18 protein-coding genes are annotated in these 22,743 nt (G+C 66.1%); 8 read left to right on the forward strand and 10 right to left on the reverse strand.

Going from position 1 to position 22,743, the window contains the following annotated elements; translation table 11 throughout:
• Nucleotides 1-28: 28 nt before the first annotated feature.
• Entirely contained in the window at nucleotides 29-739 is a 711-nt protein-coding gene (locus tag IFT67_RS15445) for a CoA transferase subunit A (protein ID WP_192239048.1), read from the reverse strand.
• A gap of 104 nt (nucleotides 740-843) precedes the next feature.
• Here IFT67_RS15445 and IFT67_RS15450 point away from each other — a divergent pair, with 104 nt between their 5' ends.
• On the forward strand, nucleotides 844-2,484 hold the full coding sequence (locus IFT67_RS15450) for a thiamine pyrophosphate-binding protein (RefSeq protein WP_192239049.1): 1,641 nt from the start codon (nucleotides 844-846) through the stop codon (nucleotides 2,482-2,484).
• Between the two features lie 276 nt (nucleotides 2,485-2,760).
• Here IFT67_RS15450 and alaS read toward each other — a convergent pair whose 3' ends face one another.
• Nucleotides 2,761-5,412, reverse strand: coding sequence for an alanine--tRNA ligase (alaS, locus tag IFT67_RS15455; protein WP_192239050.1), 2,652 nt, complete (start codon nucleotides 5,410-5,412; stop codon nucleotides 2,761-2,763).
• 297 nt (nucleotides 5,413-5,709) lie between these two features.
• Nucleotides 5,710-6,990: a M24 family metallopeptidase gene (locus tag IFT67_RS15460; RefSeq protein WP_192239051.1), complete on the reverse strand. Its 1,281-nt coding sequence runs from the start codon at nucleotides 6,988-6,990 to the stop codon at nucleotides 5,710-5,712.
• 71 nt (nucleotides 6,991-7,061) lie between these two features.
• Between IFT67_RS15460 and IFT67_RS15465 the strand changes: the two genes are divergently transcribed.
• Nucleotides 7,062-8,399 (forward strand): dicarboxylate/amino acid:cation symporter, encoded by a 1,338-nt coding sequence (locus IFT67_RS15465; RefSeq protein WP_192239052.1) that lies wholly within the window; start codon nucleotides 7,062-7,064, stop codon nucleotides 8,397-8,399.
• A 229-nt stretch (nucleotides 8,400-8,628) separates the two neighbouring features.
• On the opposite strand, the gene IFT67_RS15470 is transcribed toward IFT67_RS15465, so the two are convergent.
• From IFT67_RS15470 to IFT67_RS15495, 6 genes are all read right to left on the reverse strand, one after another.
• Nucleotides 8,629-9,252 (reverse strand): glutathione S-transferase family protein, encoded by a 624-nt coding sequence (locus IFT67_RS15470; protein ID WP_192239053.1) that lies wholly within the window; start codon nucleotides 9,250-9,252, stop codon nucleotides 8,629-8,631.
• A 17-nt stretch (nucleotides 9,253-9,269) separates the two neighbouring features.
• Entirely contained in the window at nucleotides 9,270-10,106 is an 837-nt protein-coding gene (locus IFT67_RS15475; RefSeq protein WP_192239054.1) for a class I SAM-dependent methyltransferase, read from the reverse strand.
• Between the two features lie 462 nt (nucleotides 10,107-10,568).
• Nucleotides 10,569-11,642 carry a recombinase RecA gene (recA, locus tag IFT67_RS15480; protein ID WP_056047175.1) on the reverse strand — a complete coding sequence of 358 codons (1,074 nt, stop codon included), beginning with the start codon at nucleotides 11,640-11,642 and terminating at the stop codon, nucleotides 10,569-10,571.
• A gap of 601 nt (nucleotides 11,643-12,243) precedes the next feature.
• On the reverse strand, nucleotides 12,244-13,176 hold the full coding sequence (locus IFT67_RS15485; RefSeq protein WP_192239055.1) for a 4-(cytidine 5'-diphospho)-2-C-methyl-D-erythritol kinase: 933 nt from the start codon (nucleotides 13,174-13,176) through the stop codon (nucleotides 12,244-12,246).
• Between the two features lie 334 nt (nucleotides 13,177-13,510).
• The gene (locus tag IFT67_RS15490; protein WP_192239056.1) at nucleotides 13,511-14,896 is read right to left on the reverse strand and encodes a tetratricopeptide repeat protein; all 1,386 of its coding nucleotides are present in this window, start codon (nucleotides 14,894-14,896) and stop codon (nucleotides 13,511-13,513) included.
• A gap of 28 nt (nucleotides 14,897-14,924) precedes the next feature.
• Entirely contained in the window at nucleotides 14,925-16,586 is a 1,662-nt protein-coding gene (locus tag IFT67_RS15495) for an electron transfer flavoprotein-ubiquinone oxidoreductase (RefSeq protein ID WP_192239057.1), read from the reverse strand.
• Nucleotides 16,587-16,723: 137 nt separating this feature from the next.
• On the opposite strand from IFT67_RS15495, the gene IFT67_RS15500 reads away from it, so the two are divergent.
• From IFT67_RS15500 to IFT67_RS15515, 4 genes are all read left to right on the forward strand, one after another.
• Nucleotides 16,724-17,506, forward strand: coding sequence for a uracil-DNA glycosylase family protein (locus tag IFT67_RS15500; protein ID WP_192239058.1), 783 nt, complete (start codon nucleotides 16,724-16,726; stop codon nucleotides 17,504-17,506).
• Nucleotides 17,503-19,374 (forward strand): lytic transglycosylase domain-containing protein, encoded by a 1,872-nt coding sequence (locus tag IFT67_RS15505; RefSeq protein WP_192239059.1) that lies wholly within the window; start codon nucleotides 17,503-17,505, stop codon nucleotides 19,372-19,374. The genes IFT67_RS15500 and IFT67_RS15505 overlap by 4 nt, the downstream gene beginning before the upstream one ends.
• 5 nt (nucleotides 19,375-19,379) lie before the next feature.
• Nucleotides 19,380-19,907, forward strand: a complete 528-nt coding sequence (moaB, locus tag IFT67_RS15510) for a molybdenum cofactor biosynthesis protein B (RefSeq protein WP_056057366.1) — start codon at nucleotides 19,380-19,382, stop codon at nucleotides 19,905-19,907.
• Nucleotides 19,908-20,162: 255 nt separating this feature from the next.
• Nucleotides 20,163-20,411, forward strand: coding sequence for a hypothetical protein (locus tag IFT67_RS15515; RefSeq protein WP_192239060.1), 249 nt, complete (start codon nucleotides 20,163-20,165; stop codon nucleotides 20,409-20,411).
• Nucleotides 20,412-20,467: 56 nt separating this feature from the next.
• Here IFT67_RS15515 and IFT67_RS15520 read toward each other — a convergent pair whose 3' ends face one another.
• Nucleotides 20,468-20,665, reverse strand: coding sequence for a hypothetical protein (locus tag IFT67_RS15520; RefSeq protein WP_107962697.1), 198 nt, complete (start codon nucleotides 20,663-20,665; stop codon nucleotides 20,468-20,470).
• Nucleotides 20,666-20,840: 175 nt separating this feature from the next.
• Here IFT67_RS15520 and IFT67_RS15525 point away from each other — a divergent pair, with 175 nt between their 5' ends.
• Both IFT67_RS15525 and IFT67_RS15530 read left to right on the forward strand, forming a co-directional pair.
• On the forward strand, nucleotides 20,841-21,911 hold the full coding sequence (locus IFT67_RS15525) for a PA0069 family radical SAM protein (protein ID WP_192239061.1): 1,071 nt from the start codon (nucleotides 20,841-20,843) through the stop codon (nucleotides 21,909-21,911).
• Nucleotides 21,912-21,933: 22 nt separating this feature from the next.
• The gene (locus IFT67_RS15530; protein ID WP_192239062.1) at nucleotides 21,934-22,647 is read left to right on the forward strand and encodes a nitrilase-related carbon-nitrogen hydrolase; all 714 of its coding nucleotides are present in this window, start codon (nucleotides 21,934-21,936) and stop codon (nucleotides 22,645-22,647) included.
• The last annotated feature ends 96 nt before the right edge of the window (nucleotides 22,648-22,743 follow it).

The following is a 22,743-nucleotide window of genomic DNA, read 5'->3' on the forward strand; positions in this document are numbered from 1 at the left end:
CGTTTGCGATTCACCATCAGGCCTTGCCTCACGCGGAAACCCGCTCGCGGACGGTGCGGAATTCGATCTGCTTGTCGTACGGCGAACCGACGATCATCCGCTTCACGTAGATGCCCGGCAGGTGGATCGTGTCCGGGTCGAGGCTGCCGACGGGGACGATCTCCTCGACCTCGGCGACGCAGATCTTCCCCGCCGTCGCCATCGGCTGGTTGAAGTTGCGCGCGGTCTTGCGGAAGATGAGGTTGCCGCTTTCGTCCGCCTTCCAGCCCTTAATGATCGCGAGATCGGCGCGGATGCCGCGTTCGAGGATGTATTCCTCGCCGTCGAAGACCTTCGTTTCCTTGCCCTCGGCGACCTGCGTGCCGACACCGGTCTTGGTATAGAAGCCGGGGATGCCTGCGCCCCCTGCCCGGCAGCGCTCGGCGAGCGTGCCCTGCGGGCAGAACTCGACCTCGAGTTCGCCGCTGAGATATTGCCGCTCGAATTCCTTGTTCTCGCCGACATAGGACGAGATCATCTTCTTCACCTGGCGCGAGCGGAGCAGCTTGCCGAGGCCCTGCCCGTCGATCCCGGCATTGTTGCTGGCGATCGTGAGGTCCTTCACCCCAGACGCCTCGATTGCGTCGATCAGCCTTTCGGGGATGCCGCACAACCCGAACCCGCCCGCGCAGATCGTCATGCCGTCGAACAGCACGCCTGCGAGTGCCGTTGCCGCATCGGTATAGCGCTTGTTCGCCATGCATCCTCCTATGGTCTTTCGCCTCGCATAATGCGCGGCGGCAGCGACGGCAACGCCTCGACTTCGCGCACGGCGCACGGCTAGGATGCGACCAGGAGATTTGCATGACCCAGCGTACCGGCGGCAGCATTCTGGTGGATCAACTCGTTGCGCAAGGCTGCGATCGAATCTTTACCGTGCCGGGAGAGAGCTTCCTGGCCGTGCTCGACGCGCTCCACGATACGCCGGCGATCGATCTGGTCGTGTGTCGGCAGGAGGGCGGTGTCGGGTTCATGGCATGCGCGGACGGGACGCTGACGCATCGGCCGGGGGTGGCGTTCGTGACGCGCGGGCCGGGCGCGACCAACGCGTCGATCGGCGTGCATGTCGCGATGCAGGATTCGCAGCCGATGATCCTCTTCGTGGGCGATATCGACCGCGGCACGCGCGACCGCGAGGCGTTTCAGGAGATCGATTTTCAGGCGATGTTCGCGCCGATCGCGAAGTGGGCGGCGCGGATCGACGATGCGCGGCGGATTCCGGAATATGTCGCGCGTGCCTATGCGACGGCGATGTCGGGGCGGCCGGGGCCGGTGGTGCTCGCGCTGCCCGAGGATATGCTGCTGGATATGGTCGACGCGGTCGATCGGCCGCGGGTCGAGCGGGTGGCTCAAGGTTGCGATGCCGATACGATGGACTTGCTTGCCGATCTGCTGACCACCGCCGAGCGGCCGGTGGCGATCGTCGGGGGTGCTGGCTGGGATGTGGCGGCGTCGGGGGCGTTCTCGACGTGGGCGGATCGCAACGGGATTCCGGTGGCAGCGGCGTTTCGGCGGCAGGATGCTATTCCGAACGACTGCCCGGTCTGGGCTGGGAATCTGGGGTATGGGCCCAATCCGAAGCTGGTCGAGCGAGTCGAGGCGGCGGATTTGCTGCTGGTCGTCGGGCCGCGGCTTGGGGAGGCTACGACCGATGGGTATGCGCTGATCACGCCCGATCATCCGGGTCAGCGGCTGATCCATGTGCATCCCGATCCGGACGAGTTGCACCGGGCTTACCGCGCGGATGTGGCGGTATGTGCGGGGATGGCGGAGTTTGCCGAGGCTTTGCTGGTGGTCGACCTGCCGCCGCGAACTGCTGGGCAGGAGGCGCATGCGGAGTGGCTTGCGTGGTCGACGCCGGCGCCGCGGGATCTGGTGATGGACCTGGGGCCTTGCGTGGCGGCGATGCGCGAGCGGCTGCCGGCGGATGCGATCATCTGCAATGGCGCGGGGAATTACTCGGGCTGGTGGCATCGTTACTGGGCGTATGCCGGGCCGGGGACGCAGCTTGCACCGACTGCTGGGGCTATGGGGTATGGGGTGCCGGCGGCGGTGGCGGCGTCTTTGCGGCATCCGGAGCGGACGGTGGTGGCGCTCGCGGGGGACGGGTGTTTCCTGATGAATGGGCAGGAGCTGGCGACTGCGGTGGCGCACGGGGCGGACATGCTGGTGCTGGTCGTGGATAATGGCGGGTATGGGACTATCCGGATGCATCAGGAGCGGGAGTATCCGGGGCGGGTGTCGGGGACTGGGTTGCGGAACCCGGACTTTGCTGCGCTGGGGCGGGCTTATGGGTGTTGGGCGGAGACTGTTGCGAAGACCGAGGATTTTGCGGGGGCTTTGGACCGGGCGATAGGGCGTGGCGGGGTGCGGATGTTGCACCTGGTGACGGATATCGAGGCGATTACTGCGGGGACTACGCTGGCGAAGGTGCGTGGCGGCTGAGCTTCAGCACTGATGCCACCCAATTAGAAACACCACCCCGGCGAAGGCCGGGGCCCAATTGGGGGGCGGTGGTGACTCAGCGCGGTCTTTCGTTACCTCGGACGTGCCAATTGGGCCCCGGCCTTCGCCGGGGTGGAGGTTGTGTTGGTTGTCGCGCTCTCTTCTGTTCCCCCGCGCAGGCGGGGGGCCAGGAGCCAAGGCAGCTAGCGGTACTTAGCTGGGCCCCCGCGTCCGCGGGGGACATTGCTCGGGGTTAGCGTGCGACGTCGGCGAATTTCAGGCGCCCGCCGACTCCAGTTTCGCCCGCACCGCCGCGACTGCTTCCGCAGCTTTGTCTCCGTCAGGACCACCGCCCTGGGCCATGTCGGGACGGCCGCCGCCGCCCTGCCCGCCCAGCGTGGCCACCGCGATCTTGAGCAGGTCGACGGCGTTGTGGCTGGCCACCAGGTCCGCCGTAACGCCGACCGCGACCGAGGCGCGGCAGTCGTTGATTGCTACCATCACCGCGATGCCGGAACCCAGGCGCTGCTTGGCTTCGTCGACCGCGCCGCGCAGGCCTTTCGCTTCGAAGTCGTTGAGCACCTGGCCGATGAACGCGACGCCGCCGACCTGTTCGGGGCCAGCCGCTTCGCCCGAACCACCGCCGCCGAGCGCCAGCGCCTTCTTCGCGTCGGCGAGTTCGCGTTCGAGGCGGCGGCGGTCTTCGAGCAACGATGCGACGCGCGCCGGGACCTCGTCGGGGGTCGACTTCAGGACTGCGGCGGCTTCGCGCAGGCGGTCGTCACGGCCGGTCAGATACGCGCGCGCCGCTTCGCCGGTGAGCGCTTCGACACGGCGGATGCCGCTGGAGACCGCGCCTTCGCCGACGACCTTGAACAGGCCGATATCGCCAAGCGCGGTGACGTGCGTGCCGCCGCACAGCTCGATCGAGTAGGTCCCCTTATCGGTCGAGCCCATCGACACGACGCGGACTTCGTCGCCGTATTTCTCGCCGAACAGTGCCATCGCGCCCATCGCGATCGCGTCGTCGGGGGTCATCAGCAGCGTCGTCACCGCGCCGTTGCCGCGGACCTGCGCGTTCACGTCGGCCTCGACCTGCGCGATGTCGGCGGGGGTCATCGCGACCGGCTGCGAGAAGTCGAAGCGCAGGCGGTCAGGTGCGACGAGGCTCCCCTTCTGCGCGACGTGCGTGCCGAGGCGTTCGCGCAAGGCCTCGTGCAGGAGATGCGTTGCGGAGTGGTTGGCACGGATCTGTGCGCGGCGGGCGACGTCGATCTGGAGCTTGACCGGGTCGCCGACCTTGATCTCGCCAGCGTCGACGATCGCGTGGTGGACGAACACGCGGCCGAGCTGCTTCGACGTCTCGGTGACGTTGGCACGCAGGCCGCTGTCGTTGGAGATGTGGCCGGCATCGCCGACCTGCCCGCCGCTCTCTCCATAGAAGGGCGTCTGGTTGACGACGATCGCGACCGTGTCGCCGGTGGTGGCGTGGTCGACGCGGGCGCCGTCCTTGACCAGCGCGACGACCTCACCCTCGCCCGTGTCGGACGCGTAGCCGAGGAATTCGGTGCCGCCGGTCTGCTCGACGATGTCGAACCAGATGTCGTCCGAGGCCTTCGCGCCCGAGCCCTTCCAGGCCGCGCGGGCAGCGCGCTTCTGCTCGGCCATCGCGGTGTCGAAGCCTGCGCGGTCGACCGCGATGTTGCGTTCGCGCAGCGCGTCCTCGGTCAGGTCGTATGGGAAGCCGTAGGTGTCGTAGAGCTTGAACGCGACGTCACCAGCGAGCGTGCCGTCGGTCATCCCGGTGGTCGCTTCGTCGAGCAGCTTCAGCCCCTTGTCGAGCGTCTGGCGGAAGCGCGTCTCCTCCTGCTGGAGGGTCGCCTCGATCAGCGGGCGTGCGCGCGACAGTTCGGGATAGGCGGCGCCCATCTCGGTGACGAGCGCGGGGACGAGGCGGTGCATCAGAGGCTGCTTGGCGCCGAGGATGTGCGCGTGGCGCATCGCGCGGCGCATGATCCGGCGCAGGACGTAGCCGCGGCCCTCGCTAGCGGGCAGCACGCCGTCCGCGATCAGGAAGCCGGCGGTGCGCAGGTGATCGGCGATCACGCGGTGGCTGGCGGTGTTGGCGCCGTCGGTCGCGGTGTGCGTCAGCGCTCCGCTCGCGGCGATCAGCGCCTTGAACGTGTCGGTGTCGTAATTGTCGGTAACGCCCTGCATGACCGCGGCGATGCGCTCTAGCCCCATGCCGGTGTCGATCGACGGCTTGGGCAAATTGCCGACGATCTCGGCATTCTCCTGCTCGTACTGCATGAACACGAGGTTCCAGATCTCGACGAAGCGATCGCCATCCTCGTCGGGGCTGCCGGGAGGGCCACCGAAGATGTGGTCGCCGTGGTCGTAGAAGATTTCCGAGCACGGCCCGCACGGCCCGTTGTCGCCCATCGACCAGAAATTGTCCTTGGTCGGGATGCGGATGATGCGGTGATCGGGGAGGCCGGCGATCTTCTTCCACAGGTCGAACGCCTCGTCGTCGGTGTGGTAGACGGTGGCGGTCAGCTTGTCGGGCGACAGGCCCCATTCGCGCGTGAGCAGCGTCCAGGCGTGGACGATCGCCTGTTCCTTGAAATAATCGCCGAACGAGAAATTGCCGAGCATTTCGAAGAAGGTGTGGTGGCGCGCGGTGTAGCCGACATTGTCGAGATCATTGTGCTTGCCGCCGGCGCGGACGCATTTCTGCGACGAGGTCGCGGTGGTGTAGGGGCGTGATTCGAGGCCGGTGAAGACGTTCTTGAACGGCACCATCCCGGCGTTGACGAACATCAGCGTCGGGTCGTTCTGCGGCACGAGCGGCGCGCTGGGCACGATCTGGTGCCCCTGCGATCCGAAATAGTCGAGGAAGCCGCGGCGGATGTCGTTCGTCGATGTCATGCGCGGGGACTTAGGCGAGCGGCGCGGTTCGCTCAAGTGTGCGGTATGGAGTGGCTCGCACGCATCCGATTGAAACAAAGCGCGCATGTTTCCCCGCGAAGGCGGGGACCCAGACTGGGCTCCCGCCTTCGCGGGAGAACAAGATGTCGGACACTTGGGTACGGCATGGCCACCACCCCGGCGGAGGCCGGGGCCCAGTTGGGGAACGTTGCTAACAAAGGACTGCGCTCGATTATTGTCACCTTTCCAACTGGGCCCCGGCCTTCGCCGGGGTGGTGGCGCTATCGTTAAGGTCCCTTACCCCAACGGTGCGTCGATCGACTTGGGCGGCTCGCTGAACCATTTCGGGCCCACATCCGTCATGTGGAAGCAATCCTCGATCCGCACGCCATACCTCCCGGGAATGTAGATCCCCGGCTCGTCGGAGAAGCACATCCCCGCCGCCAGCTTGGTCATCTCGCCGCGGACGAGGTTGACGGGTTCGTGGCCGTCCATGCCGATGCCGTGGCCGGTGCGATGCGACAGGCCGGGGAGCTTGTAGCCGGGGCCATAGCCGAGCGTTTCGTAATGCCGGCGAACCGCGTCGTCGACGCTTCCGGCGGGTGCGCCGATCTTGGCGGCGGCGAATGCGATCTGTTGCCCGCGGGCGACCTGGTCCCACGTCTTGCGCTGATCGGCGGTCGCGGCGCCGTGGACCCAGGTGCGCGAGATGTCGGACTGATAGCCCTGCACGGTGCAGCCGCAGTCCATTAGTACGATCTGTCCGTCGGCGACGCGGTGGATCTCGCGGCTGCCGTGGGGGTAGGCGGACGCCTCGCCGATCAGTGCGAGCGCGAACTCGGGCGCGCCGCCGAGTTGGCGGGTCGCGGCGTTCATCAGCGCGCCGATCTCCGGGCCGGTCATGCCCTTCTCGACCCGCGCGTAGGTCCAGCGATACGCGGCGAGCGTGACCTCGGTCGCCACCTGCATCAACGCGATCTCGGCGGGGGTCTTGATCATCCGGCAGGCGCGGATGATCGGATCGGCGGAGACAATCCTCGCATCGGACAGCACGCGCTGGAGCCCCGCATAAGCAAAGTACCGCACCTCCGCTTCCAGCCCGACCGGCCGCGTGGCAAGCTTCCGGTCGCGCAGGAACCCGGCGACCACGGCTAGCGGGTTCTCGTCCTCCTGCCAGACGCGGACCTCGGCGGGAACGGCGAGCGTCTCGCGCACCGACGGTTCCTCGAAGAACGGCGTGACGATGCACGGGTCGCCCTCGGCCGGGAGGACCGCCAGCGTCAGCCGCTCGCTCGTGTGCCAGCGGACGCCCAAAAAGTAGATCATCGACGATCCCGGCTCGATCAGCACTGCGCCGATGCCCGCCGCCTTCATCAGCGATTGCGCACGGACCAGCCGCGCAGCGCGTTCGGTGGCGTCGATCGGCCTGGTCGCGCCGGTGATGTCGGACAGCGCCGACAGGTCGGGCTCGGCGGCGCGGAGGATCGCGGTGGTCGACAGCAATGGTGCTGCGATCGCGAGGCTCAGCAGGTCGCGGCGCGAGGGGCTGAAGGCGGGCTTGTGGCGTGCAGTCGACATCGCCGGACGATAGGGTCCTTGACCCAGGCGCCGCAATCCCCTTCCCTGTTCGCACTTCTCGGGAGCGATTAATGGCCAAGCGGCTAACCTATTACATCTTGTTCGGCCTCGTCGCGGGGATGGTCGTCGGCTGGATCCTGAACGCGTCGATCGACGACGGCACGGCCGAGTCCGCCGAACGGCTGAAGGACATCGCGGGCTATTTCTCGATCGTGACGACGCTGTTCCTGCGGCTGATCAAGATGATCATCGCGCCTTTGGTGTTCTCGACGCTGGTCGTGGGCATCGCGCATATGGGCGATACCGGCGCACTGGGCCGGGTCGGATTGCGCAGCCTCGGCTGGTTCATCTGCGCGAGCCTGTTGTCGCTCACGCTGGGCCTGATCCTCGTCAACGTGTTGCAGCCGGGCGTCGGCCTCGCGCTCGCGATCCCGCCCGCGACCGCGTCGAGCGGCGTCGACCGCGCGGCGTTCGATCTCGCCAAGTTCATCACGCACATCGTCCCCGATTCGATGATCGCGGCGATGGCGGGCAACGAGATCTTGCAGATCGTCGTGTTCTCGGTGTTCGTCGGCGTCGCGATCACCGCAGTCGGCGAGAGGGCCGCGCCCCTCGTGAAGGCGATCGAGGCGCTGGTTGCGGTGATGCTCCAGATCACCAATTACGTGATGCGGTTCGCGCCGTTCGCGGTGTTCGCAGCGGTGACCGCGACGCTCGCCGAGCGGGGGCCGGCCATCCTCGGCCAGCTCGGCTACTTCATGCTGAGCTTTTACATCGGCTTGGCGCTGCTGTGGGCGATGCTGATCGGGATCGCGTTCCTGCTGATCGGGCCGCGTACGCGGTTGCTGGTGCGGTATATTCGCGATCCGTTGATCCTCGCGTTCTCGGCGGCATCGTCCGAGGCGGCGTATCCGCGGACGCTGGAGGCGCTCGACCGGTTCGGCGTGCCGCCGCGGATCGCGAGCTTCGTGTTGCCGCTGGGCTATTCGTTCAATCTCGACGGGTCGATGATGTACATGACGTTCGCGTCGCTGTTCATCGCGCAGGCCTACGGCATCCACATGCCGATCGGGCAGCAGATCGCGATGCTGCTGGTGCTGATGGTGACGTCGAAGGGCATCGCAGGCGTACCGCGGGCGTCGCTGGTGGTGATCGCGGGGACGTTGTCGATGTTCAAGATCCCGGAGGCGGGGATCCTGCTGATCCTGGCGGTGGATCATTTCCTCGACATGGGCCGGTCGGCGACGAACGTGATCGGGAATGCCGTGGCCGCGACTGTGGTTGCGAAGTGGGAGGGCGGACTTGATGAACGCGAGCCGGCAGACCGTGATTTCCCGCATGCGCCTACCGGGCATGGGCCGAAGGTGGACGTGGACAGCTACGAGAAGATCGGGCCGGGGCAGGTTTGATGTTGGACGGCGATCTTGAACCGGTGACCTCTGAAGGGTGCCGTTTTACGCTGGCGGACCGCTGAAGAAGTACCTCCCCGGCGGAGGCCGGGGTCCAATTGGGAAACCTGGCTGACGAACGGTGCGCTTCGTTACTCCGACCTCTCCAATTGGGCCCCGGCCTTCGCCGGGGAGGTGTTTGGGGGAGAGGTCGTCTTCTTGGCTCCCTCTGGTTCCAGACTTGCGCTACTCAAGCGTAGGCGTAGGGGCCGCCCTTTTTGAGGCCGGCCTGATATGCCGGGCGGGCGTGGACCTTGGCCAGCCATGCGATCGTCGCGGGACGGGACTCGTTCAGGCCACCACGACTTCGCGCGGCTTCGAGGGGGAAGCTCATCATGATGTCGGCGGCGGTCATCTCGGCGCCGGCGAACCAGGGGCGCTTCGACAGCTCGGATTCAACATAGTCGAGGTGGACGTCGATCATCGGCTGGATCTTCTTGGTCGCCGCCTTGCCCAGGATCGGGATGCGCGAGAGGACGAGCTTCAGCAGCAGCGGCGGCATCATCGAGCCTTCCGCATAGTGGAGCCAGAAGCGGTAGCGCAGCGCGTCGGCGCGGTTGGCGGGGGCGCCGAGCTTGCCATCCGCCTTGTCGACGAGATATTCCACGATCGCGCCCGTTTCGGCGACCACCTGACCGTCATCTTCGATCACCGGCGACTTGCCGAGCGGGTGGACCTGCTTAAGTTCGGGCGGGGCGAGCATCGTTGCCTTGTTCCGCTCGTAGCGCTTGATCTCATAGGGGAGGCCGAGTTCCTCGAGCATCCAGAGGATCCGCTGCGATCGCGAGTTTTCGAGGTGGTGGACGATGATCATGCTGAACCCCCTGTTTTTTATTTGGACGATTTGCGCGCGGTCCAGATCCAGGCGGCGGCGGGGAATTCCACCGTGTCGCCGAGTCGGTGCCGGTCGCAGACCTGGGTGAGACGCGCGATGTGGCGCTCGCGTTCCTCGGGGGCGGCGTCGCGGATGGCGGAGGCGGCGGGGCCGATGCGGCGGAAATAGTCGACGGCGTCGGTTACGGGGTCGGCGCCCTCCCCTGCCCGGTAGGCGAATTCGACATGCTCGGGTGATGCGACGTGCCAGCCGGATTTCTCGAGGATGCTCGCAACGTAGGTCGGGTCGGCGAAGGCGAAGGGGCCGGGTGCGGTGGTTGCCGGAGCGTCTGCATTGCGGCCGGTCGCGGTGATGATTTCGGTGGCCCAGCGGTTGGCGGCGCGGTCGGCGAAGCAGGAGAAGACTAGCGTTGCGTCGGGGGCGGCGGCTTCGGCTAATATCGTGAAGGCGGCGACGGGGTCCGCGAAGAACATGACGCCGTGGCGGGAGACGTAGAGGTCGATTGGGGCGTGGTTCGGGGCGGCGGCGGTGACGTCCGCGCACTCGAAGCGGGCGTTGGTTTGGGTTTTGGCGCGGTGTTTGGCGATCTCGATCAGGTTTGGTGAGAGATCTATGCCGGTTATCTGCGCGGTCGGGAGCGCTTGGGCGGTGGCTAACGTGGTCGCGCCGGCACCGCAGCCTATGTCGATGATCTTGCGGGTTTGGGGGATGGCGGCGGACAGGATCGCTGCGTTCAAGTGCGGTGTCAGATTGGTAAAGCTGCGGTCGGTTCGGCGCCATTCTGCGGCCCAGACGTTGCCTATTCTGCCGGTCCAGTCGTGGGCGGTGGTCATGGGCTGGGGTGCTTTTTCCATTGCGGTCGGGGCGGTGGTTTGGAGTGAAGTATAGGAAGTATAGACGCTGGTGACGGTTTGGCGTTGCGGGATTTCGAGGGTTTCCCAAGCCCGTCGCGCTGCTTTTCCCTGTTTCCCCGCAAAGGCGGGGATCCAGACTGGGCTCCCGCCTTCGCGGGAGAACAAGAGGGGGTCGGCTCGTTCAAGAATGTGGGGTCATTGCCGCTAAAGAGCTTGGTTTAGCGCAGGGTTTTATTTGCAAGGTCATGCCAACTGGGCCCCGGCCTTCGCCGGGGTGGTGTTGGGAAGTAGGCTGGCGCCATGTCAGTTCACCATGTGTTCGAACTATCGGTCGTGCGCATCTTCGGCCTCATGAGCCATGGGCCAAGCACCATGCCCTCACCCTCCCATTGCGAAGGCAATGGGTCCCTCCCTCTGCCCTGGGGGAGAGGGAAAGTGGGGTCAGGCGTCGTCGCCTTCTTCGGGGCCGGCCATCATTTCTTCGGCGACCTTGTCGGTGCGCGCGCGGATCTGCTTTTCGAGGCGGTCGGCGGTTTCGGGGTTGTCCTTGAGGAACGTCTTCGAGTTTTCGCGACCCTGGCCGAGGCGCACGCTGTCGTAGCTGAACCAGGCGCCGGACTTCTCAACGAGACCGGCCTTCACGCCGAGATCGAGGATTTCGCCGAGCTTGGAGACGCCCTGCCCGTACATGATGTCGAACTCGACCTGCTTGAACGGCGGGGCGACCTTGTTCTTGACGACCTTCACACGGGTCTGGTTGCCGGTGACCTCTTCGCCCGCCTTGATCGCGCCGATGCGGCGGATGTCGAGGCGAACCGAGGCGTAGAACTTGAGCGCGTTGCCGCCGGTCGTCGTCTCAGGGTTGCCGTACATGACGCCGATCTTCATGCGGAGCTGGTTGATGAAGATCACCATGCAACGCGAGCGACTGATCGAACCCGTGAGCTTGCGCAACGACTGCGACATCAGGCGGGCCTGAAGGCCGACATGGCTGTCGCCCATCTCGCCTTCGATTTCGGCGCGCGGCACGAGTGCTGCGACCGAATCGACCACGAGCACGTCGATCGCGTTCGAACGGACCAACGTATCGACGATCTCGAGCGCCTGCTCGCCGGTGTCGGGCTGCGAGACGATCAGTTCGTCGATATTGACGCCGAGCTTCTTGGCGTAGACCGGGTCTAGCGCGTGCTCGGCATCGACGAACGCCGCGGTGCCGCCGCCCTTCTGCGCTTCGGCGATCACGTGGAGCGCGAGCGTGGTCTTGCCCGAGCTTTCCGGACCGTAGATCTCGATCACGCGGCCGCGCGGCAGGCCGCCGACGCCGAGCGCGATGTCGAGCCCGAGCGAGCCGGTCGAGATGACCTCGACCTGCATGGTTTCCTTGGAGCCCAGGCGCATTGCCGAGCCCTTGCCGAAGGCGCGGTCGATCTGCGCGAGCGCGGCGTCGAGCGCCTTCTGCCGGTCGTTGGTTGCGGTTGCCATGCCGGTGTCGATCACTTTCAGATTAGCGGCCATCGAATATGCTCCCATCGCTAAAGCAAGCGCGCGTGCCATTCAACGCGTCAAACACCATGTATTCTCTTTGTTCTTTTGGAACAAGTGGGGAACGATAGGTTTTTCAGAAAGGGTGTGCGTTTCGCAACGGCCGCGATTGGTTACCGAGTTTAGTCATGCAGGGCTTGGTTCAGCATCCACCGTTCCGCGCTCGTCGACCATTGAGTCCGCGGAGCGCTAGTCCCCTGAACACGGCGGCGGCTGTCCCTTGCGCGCAAGTAAGACATGTCTCCCCGCGAAGGCGGGGATCCCGATTGGGCTCCCGCCTTCGCGGGAGAACAAGGCGAGGGCGTGGTGCCGTATGACTGCGGACTTCCACGTTTTCGAAGGGGATAAGCGCCGTACACATCCGGAGTAACGAGATGGGCCGGGCAGAGTTTGGTCGAGATCGGTTCTGGTTGTTCGAGCGGGGTTTTGGCGGCGATCGAATCGTCGATGGTGTCACGAACTGGTCGTGACGGGCGGTTTCGTTTGCCGCTCTGGATCCTGACTTTCGTCAGGATGACGGGCGGTGGCGGTGCGGTAGCGCCCAGTCTCAAAGGTGCCGCCGCCTATTGATCGATCACGCGAGGGTTGTTGCTAGGGTCCACCAGCCTTTGGCTTGGGCGGCGGTAGCGGCGGCGTCTCTGGCTTCGCGGGTTTCGAACAGGGCGAACCAGGTGGCGCCGGAGCCGGACATTCTGGACAGGAGGACGCCGTGCGCCTTGTCGAGGAGCGTGCGGACTTCGGCGATTTCGGGGGCGAGGGCCAGCGCGGGGGGTTCTAGGTCGTTGCGGCCGGCTTTTGCGCGGTCGAGGAGATTGCCTTCGGGGATCGGGCCCCGGTCGCGGCCGTCCCAGGTCTTGAAGACCGCGGCGGTGGAGACCGCGACGCCTGGGTTTACGAGCAGGAGGGGCGTGCCGGACATGCCTTCGAGGGTGGTGAGGGTGTCGCCCTTGCCGGTGCCTAACGTGGTTCGGTTGGCGAGGCAGGCGGGGACGTCTGCGCCGAGCTTTGCGGCGATTTCGTGGAGGCGGGGGTCGGTTGGGGGTACGCCGTGGAGGCGGGCCAGCGCGCGGAGCGTGGCGGCGGCGTCGGCTGAGCCTCCGCCTATGCCTGAGGCGATGGGGAGGTGCTTTTCGAGGGTTATGGCGTGGTGGGCCTCGGAGGCGAAGGCGGTGGTGAAGGCGTCTGCTGCGGCGGTTACCAGGTTGCCTTGCCAGGGGGCGGCGCTGGACGAGCGGGGTGCTTCGTCATGTGCCGTTCCCAATTGGGCCCCGGCCGTCGCCGGGGGGGTATTGGGGGTCGGGGTGGTGTTTTGGGCGGGGAGGAGTGCTGCGGCGAAGGGGCCGGTTATGGTGAAGCTGTCGGTTTGGGCGGGTTCTACCGTGACCACGTCGCCGTCGGTGGCGAAGGCGAAGAGGGTTTCGAGATCGTGGTAGCCATCGGGGCGGCGGCGGCGGACGTGGAGCGCCAGGTTGATCTTGGCGGGGGCGGGTTCGGTGATGGCGGGCATTGTCGGTCTCGGGGTTTGGCGGCGAAGGGGTCTAGCGCGGCTTAGCGTAGTACGCGTGATGTCGGCGGGTTTAAGCGCGTCATCCTGACGAAAGTCAGGATCCAGGGTAACGATTGGTGCCGTCCTTGACTCTGGATCCTGACTTTCGTCAGGATGACGGCGGACCTGAGGCGCGGCACGCCTCGCCAGTTGCGGGCATTGTCACGATCACTGCCGCGGCTCTTTCGGCGCTCAAAATTTGGTGGTGATCTCGCGAAATCGCCCCTTTGCCGTCAACTCGCCTTGCCCTCTCCACGCCTGCGGGTCCCTTCCCTCTCCCGGTGGGAGAGGGGTTTCAACGGCGAGCTTTGGGCGGGAGGCCGTTGGCGATCTTGGCGGTTATGCGCGCCGTGTCTGCGGGTTCGGCGGTCAGCAAGGCGGCGCGCCAGGCGTAGCGCGCTTCGTAGTTTCGGCCGATGCTCCAATAGGCGTCGCCGAGGTGGTCGGCGATTTCGGCGTTGGTGGGTTCGGCTTGCGCGGCGGTTTCGAGCAGGGGGAGAGCGCGCGCGGTGTTGCCGGAGAGGTGGTAGGCCCAGCCCAGCGAATCGGTGATCGAAGCGTTGGTGGGATCGATCCGGCTGGCGCGTTCGAGCAGCTTGATCGAGGCGGGGATGTCGTCGCCGTGCTCGACTTGCGCGAAACCGAGATAGTTGAGCGCGAGCGGTTGCGCGGGGCCGCGGGCGACGGCTTTTTCCAGCGCGTCGCGCGCTTCGGGCCAGCGGCCGGCCTGGTCGAGCGCACCGCCATATTGCAGCCAGTTGCCCCAGCTGCCGCCCTTCGCGCCGTCGGCAGCGATGATGCGCTGGTACCAGGTCGCGGCTTCGGCGGGGTTGCCGGTGGTCAGCAGGAGGTCGGCGTAGCGTTGCCAGTCGGCGGGCTCAGACCCCTTCTGGTCGACGCGGTTCTTGGCGGCGGCAAGCGCTTCGCCGTTGCGGTCGGCGGTGGCGAGGATGTCGATGCGTTCGGCGGCGGCTGCCGGGGCGGAGGGGCTCTTGGCGTCGACGCCGTCGAGGACGACGAGCGCGCGGTCGACCAGCTTGTTGCGGGCGAGCGCGTCGGCGAGGAGCACGCGCGCTGCGTCGTAGCCGGGGTCGGCGCGCAGCGCGGCCTGGGTTAGCGCAATCGACAACGGCGAGGGTTCGCCTGCGCTGAGGTCGCTGGCAAGGCGGGCGAGCAGGCGCGAGACGCCGATCGTGAGCGGTTGCTTGCGCGGTGCGGCGGCGATCAGCGCGCGCGTTTCCGTGGCGAAGCGGTTGGCGACGGGGTCTTTTGCGGCGGTCGCTAGCGAGGGTTCGGGATCGCGGCCCTCGGCATGCGCGACCCACGCGTAGAGCGAGGGCGCGAGGACCACGAGGGGGCCGCTCGACAACGTGGTGATCGCTGCGCTCGCGGCCTTCGCATCGTTGCGGCGGGCGGCATCGGCGAGCGGGATCAGTGCTGCGTCGGCGGGAGCTACGCCAGCCTTGTTCAGTACCGCGACGGCGCGGGTGGCGAGCGGCACGTCGCCGGCCTCCAGCGCCTCGCGATAGGCGCGGATCGCGACGACGGGATCGTCGGGCGATGCCGCCAGCACCTTGGCGTAGCTGGTCGCCGCGAGGTCCGGCTGGCCGGCGGCGTCGGCGACGCGAGCCTTGAGATAGGCGGAGAGATCAGCCGGCGCAGCCGTGGCGGGCGCCGCCACGGCAAGACCTACGGCTAGAAACAGACGCTTACATGTTGGGATAATTGGGGCCTCCGCCGCCCTCGGGTACGACCCAGTTGATGTTCTGGGTGGGGTCCTTGATATCGCAGGTCTTGCAGTGGACGCAGTTTTGCGCGTTGATGACGAACTTCGGATCGCCGGTCTCTTCGCCCACCACCTCGTAAACGCCGGCCGGGCAATAGCGTTGCGCGGGCTCGTCGTACATCGGCAGGTTGTATTCGATCGGCACGCTCGCATCCTTGAGCGTCAGGTGGACCGGCTGGTCCTCCTCGTGGTTGGTGTTCGAGACGAACACCGACGAGAGGCGATCGAAGGTCAGGACGCCGTCGGGCTTCGGATAGACGATCGGCTTGACGAGATCCTTGCGCCACAGGCTCTCGTTGTCGGGGTGGTGGTGCATCGTGAAGGGCAACTTGATGCCGAGATGCTCCGCCCACATCGTGATGCCGGCGAGGCCCGAGCCGACGAGGTCGCCGAACTTCTTGACCAGCGGCACGACGTTGCGGACGACCGACAGCTCCTTCTTCACCCACGACTTTTCGAACGCCTCGGGATAGGCAGCAAGTTCGTCATGGCCGCGCTGCGAGACGATCGCCTCGACCGCAGCCTCGGCGGCCATCATGCCCGACTTCATCGCGGTATGCGTGCCCTTGATCCGCGGCACGTTGAGGAAGCCAGCGCTGTCGCCAATGAGGGCGGCACCGGGCATGACGAGCTTGGGAATCGACTGCAAACCGCCGTCGCTGATCGCGCGCGCGCCGTAGCTGACGCGCTTGGCACCCTTGAGCAGCGCGGCGATCTCGGGATGCGTCTTCCAGCGCTGCATCTCGCCGAACGGCGAGAGATACGGGTTGGTATAGTTCAGCCACGTGACGAAGCCGATCGAGACCTGGCCGTTCGCCTGGTGATAGATCCAGCCGCCGCCGTTCGAGCCGTCGGTCTCGGACAACGGCCAGCCCTGCGTGTGGATGACGCGGCCGGGGACGTGGAGTTCGGGATCGATGTCCCACAGCTCCTTGATGCCGAGGCCGTAGACCTGCGGATCGCTGTCCTTGTCGAGCGCGAAATTGCGGATCAGCTCCTTGGTGAGGTGACCGCGGCAGCCTTCCGAGAAGAAGGTGTATTTGGCGTGGAGTTCGAGGCCGGGGGTGTAGTCACCCTTGTGCGTGCCGTCGCGCGCGACGCCCATGTCGCCGGTCGCGACGCCCTTGACCGAGCCGTCGTCGTTGAACAGGATTTCCGCGGCGGCGAAGCCCGGGAAGATCTCGACGCCGAGTTCTTCTGCCTTGCCCGCGAGCCAGCGGCAGAGGTTGCCGAGCGAGCCGGTGTACGTGCCCTTGTTGTGCATGAACGAAGGCGTGACGAAGTGCGGCATCTCGCTCTTCTTCGTCTTGGTGAGAATCCAGTGATGGTTCTCGGTCACCGGCACTTCGGCGAGCGGGCAGCCGTCCTCTCGCCAGTTCGGCAGCAGTTCGTCGAGAGACTTGGGATCGATGACCGCGCCCGATAGGATATGCGCGCCGACTTCGGAGCCCTTTTCGAGCACACAGACGCTGATCTCGGCGTCCTTCTCGGCCGCCAGCTGTTTCAGGCGGATCGCTGCCGAGAGACCGGCCGGGCCAGCGCCGACGATCACCACGTCGTACGGCATCGATTCACGTGTCGTCATCATCGTCTCCCGGGGGATGTCCCCTATTGCCATAGCTGCGCCCCACCCCTCGTTCGGGCTCGGGCCGGCACCATCTTGTCCAATATGGCGATTGCGCGAGTTGACCGCCACGTCAACCGTGCAGCATAGGTTACCCCGTGGGGGCGGACCAAACCATCGACTGGCGAAATACAGCGGCGAGCGCGCTCGACTGGTGGCAGGAGGCTGGCGTCGACACGCTGGTCGACGACGTTCCGCGCGACTGGTTTGCGGCGCCCGAACCGCTGGTCGCGCCCGCCGCAGTGCCTGCTGCGCCGGTCTTGGCCCCCTCCGCGATGCCGCATTTGCTGGCCGATTTCCTGGCCTGGCGGAGCGGCGCGGAGGTTCCCGAGGCGGACTGGAGCGGGGTTTCGCTGGCTGCCGTAGGTCCGGCTGACGCTACGGTCATGGTGCTTGTCGATTGCCCTGACCGGGACGACGGCGATGCCGGCGCACTGCTGAGTGGTGCATCGGGGCGGCTGCTCGACAAGATGCTCGCGGCGATCGGTTTGACCCGTGACGAAGTGCATCTGGCGGCGGTCTGCGCGAAGCGGCCGACGGCGGGGCGGATCCAGAGCGAGGTCGAGGCGCGGTTGTCGGAAATCGCCAAGCATCACATCGGGTTGGTTGCGCCCAAGCGGTTGCTGTTGCTGGGCAATGCGGCGAGCCGTGCGATCCTCGGGACAGAATTACAGGGCGCGCGCGGGCGTTTACACGAGTTTAACCATAAGACCGGAGAAACGGGATCCGGTTCGGCGTCTGGCAAAGCTTCCGACGAGACCGGCGTGGTCGCGAGCTTTCATCCGCGGTTTCTGATCGAGAAGCCCGCGGCCAAGGCCGAGGCCTGGAAGGATTTGCAGATGCTGATGCGCGGACTGACGTCGCAAGAGGGTGTGAGATGATTCGGACTCTAGCTATCGTTCTGGGGCTCAGCGCCCTCCCCTTTCCAGCACTCGCGGCGACCGTTGCCGGTGAGCCCGCTGGCGACGCGCGGCTCGGCACGACGCAGTTGATCGGCGCACCGACGATCGAACAGATCCCCGACCAGCTCGATGCGAGCCAGCGCGAGGCCTACAGAACCGTGTTCGCGGCGATCCGCGACGGCAAGTGGACCGACGCGCAGATCGGGCTCGACACGATGAAGCCCGGCCCGCTGCACGCGATCGCGCGCGCCGAGATGTATACGGCGAAGGGCTCGCCTCGCGTCGAGATGGAGCCGTTGGTCGCGCTGCTCAACGAAGCGCCCGAACTGCCCGAAGCCGCGCAGATCTCGCGCCTCGCGACGACCCGCGGCGCGGTCGACCTGCCCCCCCTCCCCACGGCGCAGCGGCTTATCTGGCAGGACGGCGCCCCGCGTCGCGTCCGCGCCAAGAGCCTGCAGGGCGACATGATCGCGGCCGATCTGGCGCTGAAGATGCAGCCTTATGTGAAGGCGGACATGGGCCGCGAGGCGCAGTCGCTGCTGGAGAGTACGCCAGGGCTTACTCCGGAAGCGCTGACCGAGTGGCAGCAGAAGATCGCGTGGATTTACTTCCTCCAGGGCGACGACGTGAACGCGCGCGTGATGGCGGCAAAGGCGCAGGACGGCGTCGGCGACTGGGCGGTCCAGGGCCGCTGGGTCGGCGCGCTGTCGGCGTGGCGGCAGAACGATTGCGCGAATGCCGAGACCGGGTTCGAAGGTGTCGCGGCGCGGGCCGGCGATGTCGATCTGCGCGCGGCGGCGCTGTATTGGGCGTCGCGCGCGGACATGGTGTGCTCGCGGCCCGACAAGATTGAGGGTCGGCTGAAGGCTGCGGCGCAGTTCGGCGAGAGCTTCTACGGCCAGCTCGCGCGCCAGCAGCTCGCGATGAAAGACAAGGGCACGTCGGTTGGCGGGCTCGTGGCCAGCGACTGGAAGGTCGTCGGCAAGCGTCCGAACGTCCGCGTCGCGGCGGCACTGGTCGAGGTCGGCGAGACCGACCTGGCCGATACCGTCATCCGTCAGCAGGCGAAAATTGGCGATCCGCGCGAGTTCGGCAACCTGGTCCGGGTGGCGGAAGCGCTGAGCCTGCCCGCTACGACCGTCTGGCTCGCGCACAACTGCCCGCAGGGGGTCACGTCGACCGCCGAGGCGCGCTATCCGACGCCGAACTGGACGCCCGACAGCGGCTGGCACATCGACAAGGCACTGGTCTACGCGCACACGCTCGAGGAATCGCGGTTCCGCAACACGATCAAGAGCCCGGCCGGCGCGTACGGTCTCATGCAGATCATGCCTGCCGCCGCGACCGACTTCGCGCGCGAGCGTGGCACCTCGATCGACGTGAAAGCACTGACCAAGCCGAGCACCAACATGGATGTCGGCCAGCGCCATCTCGAGCGTCTGCGCGACATGGCGGGCGTCACCGGCGGGCTGCTGCCCAAGGTCATCGCGGCATATAATGCAGGTCCGCGTCCGGTCGGCGACTGGAACGCGATCGTCCACGATAACGGCGATCCGCTGATGTATATCGAAAGCATCCCGTACTGGGAGACGCGCGGCTACGTCACCACCGTGCTGCGCAACTACTGGATGTACGAGGCGCAGGGCGGCAAGAAGGCATCGACCAGCCGCAACGCGCTGGCGCAGGGCATGTGGCCGCGCTTCCCCGGCCTGCCGGGGGCAACCGCGGTGCGGATGGCGGCCAAGCCGTACACGCAATATCGTGCCAGCACGGCGCCGTTGAACGCCACCGTCGCGGTGAATGCCAGCGTCGGACCGCAGTCCACCACCGTCACGCGCGCGGACTGAGTTTCATGCCGATCGATGAAAGCCGGACGTTCCTGCCGGTCCGAATTGCCGTGCTGACCGTGTCGGACACGCGTGGCCTTGCCGAGGATCGCTCGGGCGATACTTTGGTCGCGCGGCTGACCGAGGCGGGGCATGTTCTCGCCGACCGCCGGATCGAGAAGGACGACGTCGAGACGATCGTCTCGCGCCTGCACGCGTGGATCGGCGATCCGGAGGTCGACTGCATCATCACCACCGGCGGCACCGGCGTGACCGGGCGCGACGTGACGCCTGAAGCCGTGGAGCAGGTCGCCGAGAAGATGATCCCCGGCTTCGGCGAGCTCTTCCGCATGCTGAGCTATCAGACGATCGGCACCTCGACGGTCCAGTCTCGGGCGTGCGCCTGCGTGTCGCACGGCACCTATATCTTCGCGCTGCCCGGCTCGACCGGCGCGGTGAAGGACGGCTGGGACGGCATATTGCGCGACCAGCTCGATAGCCGCCATCGGCCCTGCAACTTCGTCGAGCTGATGCCGCGGCTGCTAGAGCGCTAACCGGCGCGGGCCTGTTCGCTAAATTAGCGATCGAGCACGCGAACTCGGACCATTTTCTCGCGGTTATCACCATTAGATAGTGCGGCGTACCAAGTGGAGAATCCGCTTTCTGCCTGCGCACGATCAAGAAGTTTCCGGCATCCTCAACGACTTACGACGACTGATGCACTGTATTATATAACTGGCACGCCAGATGCATTGATCGAGATGTCGCCCCATCGGGCGCCTCGTACCAACCATCACAAGGATGCTGCCATGACCTCGATCTTCCTGAAGAGCCTCGTTGCCGTCGCCGTTCTGGCCACTGGCGTTCCAGCCCTCGCGGCACCGCAGGATTCGATCCAGAAGACGGTGCTCAAATACGATGCCAAGACGCAGAAATACTGCTTGAACGATCCCGCCGTGACCGGCTCGCGGATCGGTAGGACGACCTGCAAGACCAGCGCGGAATGGTCGGCAGCCGGTCTGAACATGCCCAAGACGATGGCTCTGGCGCAGAAGTGACGCGTGATGGTTCGGTCGGGCGATCTCGTGATCGTCGCGACCGGACCGCGGCCGCCTTACGCCAGCGCGGAGCCGCCCCTCGCGGTATGGATGAGATCGACGAGCTGCTTGTTGATCGACGCACCGTGAAGATGAAGATGAACCGCGTCATACCCCTCGCGGCGCAACCGCTGGCGTAGCGCGTTCACCGACTCGCATTCGCCCGATCGCGCCAACTCGAATGCCCGTTCCACCGTGGTGATCTGTTCCGTCATGTGCCTGCCCTACGCGCTATCGCGGCAGGCGGCGAGTATTCTTTCGTACCAGCGCCAAGCCTTTAGAAACCTGCGTTTATTTAACTAGATATGGATCAAGGCTCGACGGGTTCGCCAGCACCGCGCCATCAACTATGTTCTTCTTTTGTTCGTGAATTGCGTGTATCGTCGTGCGATGAAGACCGCCCGACCGGTTCGCGGAGCAACGCGCAACGACGAAAGCCGTCGCTTCAACCTGCCGCAGACCGAGGCTGATGGTGACTGGCTCGACATGCGCGAAGGGATCGACGGGATCGCGCCGAAGCTGCGGACGACGGTGACGGTCGAGACGCCGCGGACGATCATCAGCCGCAACGCCTCGCCCGACGTACCGTTCGACCGCTCGATCAATCCCTATCGAGGATGCGAACACGGCTGCATCTACTGTTTCGCGCGGCCGAGTCATGCGTTTCACGACCTATCGCCCGGGCTCGATTTCGAAAGCAAGCTGTTCGCCAAGCCCTCGGCGGCGGCGCTGTTGCGGGCGGAGTTGAGCAAGCCGGGGTATCTCGTCGCGCCGATGGCGCTGGGCACGAACACCGACCCGTACCAGCCGATCGAGACCGACTGGCGGATCACCCGCGGCATCATCGAAGTGCTCAGAGAGACCGATCATCCGCTGACGATCACGACCAAGTCGGACCGCGTGGTGCGCGATCTGGACCTGCTGGCGCCGATGGCTGCGAAGGGCCTGGCGGCGGTGGCGATGTCGATCACCTCGCTCGATCCGAAGGTGGCGTCGACCGTCGAGCCGCGTGCGCCGCATCCCGAGCGACGGCTGGCGGCGGTGCGCAAGCTCGCGGACGCAGGCGTACCGGTGTACGTGTCGATCGCGCCGGTCATCCCCGCGATCACCGATCACGAGATCGAGCATTTGATCGCGCGTGCGGCGGAGGCTGGTGCCAGCCGGGCGTTCTTCATCCCGGTACGGCTGCCGTTCGAAGTCGCACCGCTGTTCCGTGCGTGGCTCGACCAACATTTCCCCGATCGCGCTGGCAAGGTGATGGCGACGATCGCCTCGCTGCGAGGTGGCCGCGACAATGATCCGAACTTCTTCACGCGGATGAAGGGGCAAGGACCATGGGCCGACCTGCTGGGTACGCGGTTCCGGATCGCCTGCGCCAAACACGGGCTGAACCAGGAACGGATCGCGATACGCAACGACCTGTTCCGCGCGCCGAGGGGGCCGCAGGGAGAGTTGTTTTGACCGATCGTCCTGCGTTGCGGCCGTGCGGATAGCAGCGTTCCAGCGCTTGCGGGTCGAGGACGACGCTGCCGCCGTCGTCGCGCGGATCGTCGACGACCTGACGCGAGCCGACACGCGCATGGACCTTGCGGTGTTCCCCGAATGTCATCTGCTGGGGCACAGTTATGATCCGGCGACGATCGCCGCGCGGGCCATCGATGTCGAGGACGACCGATGGCGCGCAGTCTTCGCTCCACTTGCGCCGGTCGCGACGACGCTGATCCTCGGCAGTTTCGAGCGCCGCGCCGACGGCGTGACGAACAGCGCCTTCGTGATCGAACGCGGTCGCGTCGTTGGCCGCTATGCCAAGCGGCATCCGAACGAGCCGGGCGTGGTCGCGGGGCGCGCAAGCCCGGTCTTCGAACGGGACGGCGTGCGGTACGGCATCAACATCTGCAACGACGCCAACCATCCCGAAGCAGCACGAAGTTTGGCCGACCAAGGCGCGAGGGTAATCTGCTATCCACTCGACAACATGCTGCCGCCCGATACCGCGGCACGCTGGCAGTCGCGCAGCGTCGAGAATTTACGCGCACGCGCCGTGCAGACGGGGTGCTGGATCGTGTCCGCCGACGTGACGGGATCGCGAGGGGCATGGCTGAGCCACGGCTGCACCATGATCGTTCGTCCCGATGGCACGATCGCGGCGCGCGTCGCGGAAGGCGTCGAAGGCGTCGCAATCTACGACGTGCCATGACCGGATTTACCGTTCGCTCGCGACCGATGACAGGCATGATAGAGCGAGTTCGACTGAAACCCATCCTCGTCCGGACAGCGACTTACTCCCGCGTAC

The organism is Sphingomonas sp. CFBP 13728 (assembly GCF_014841895.1).
Taxonomy (GTDB): domain Bacteria; phylum Pseudomonadota; class Alphaproteobacteria; order Sphingomonadales; family Sphingomonadaceae; genus Sphingomonas.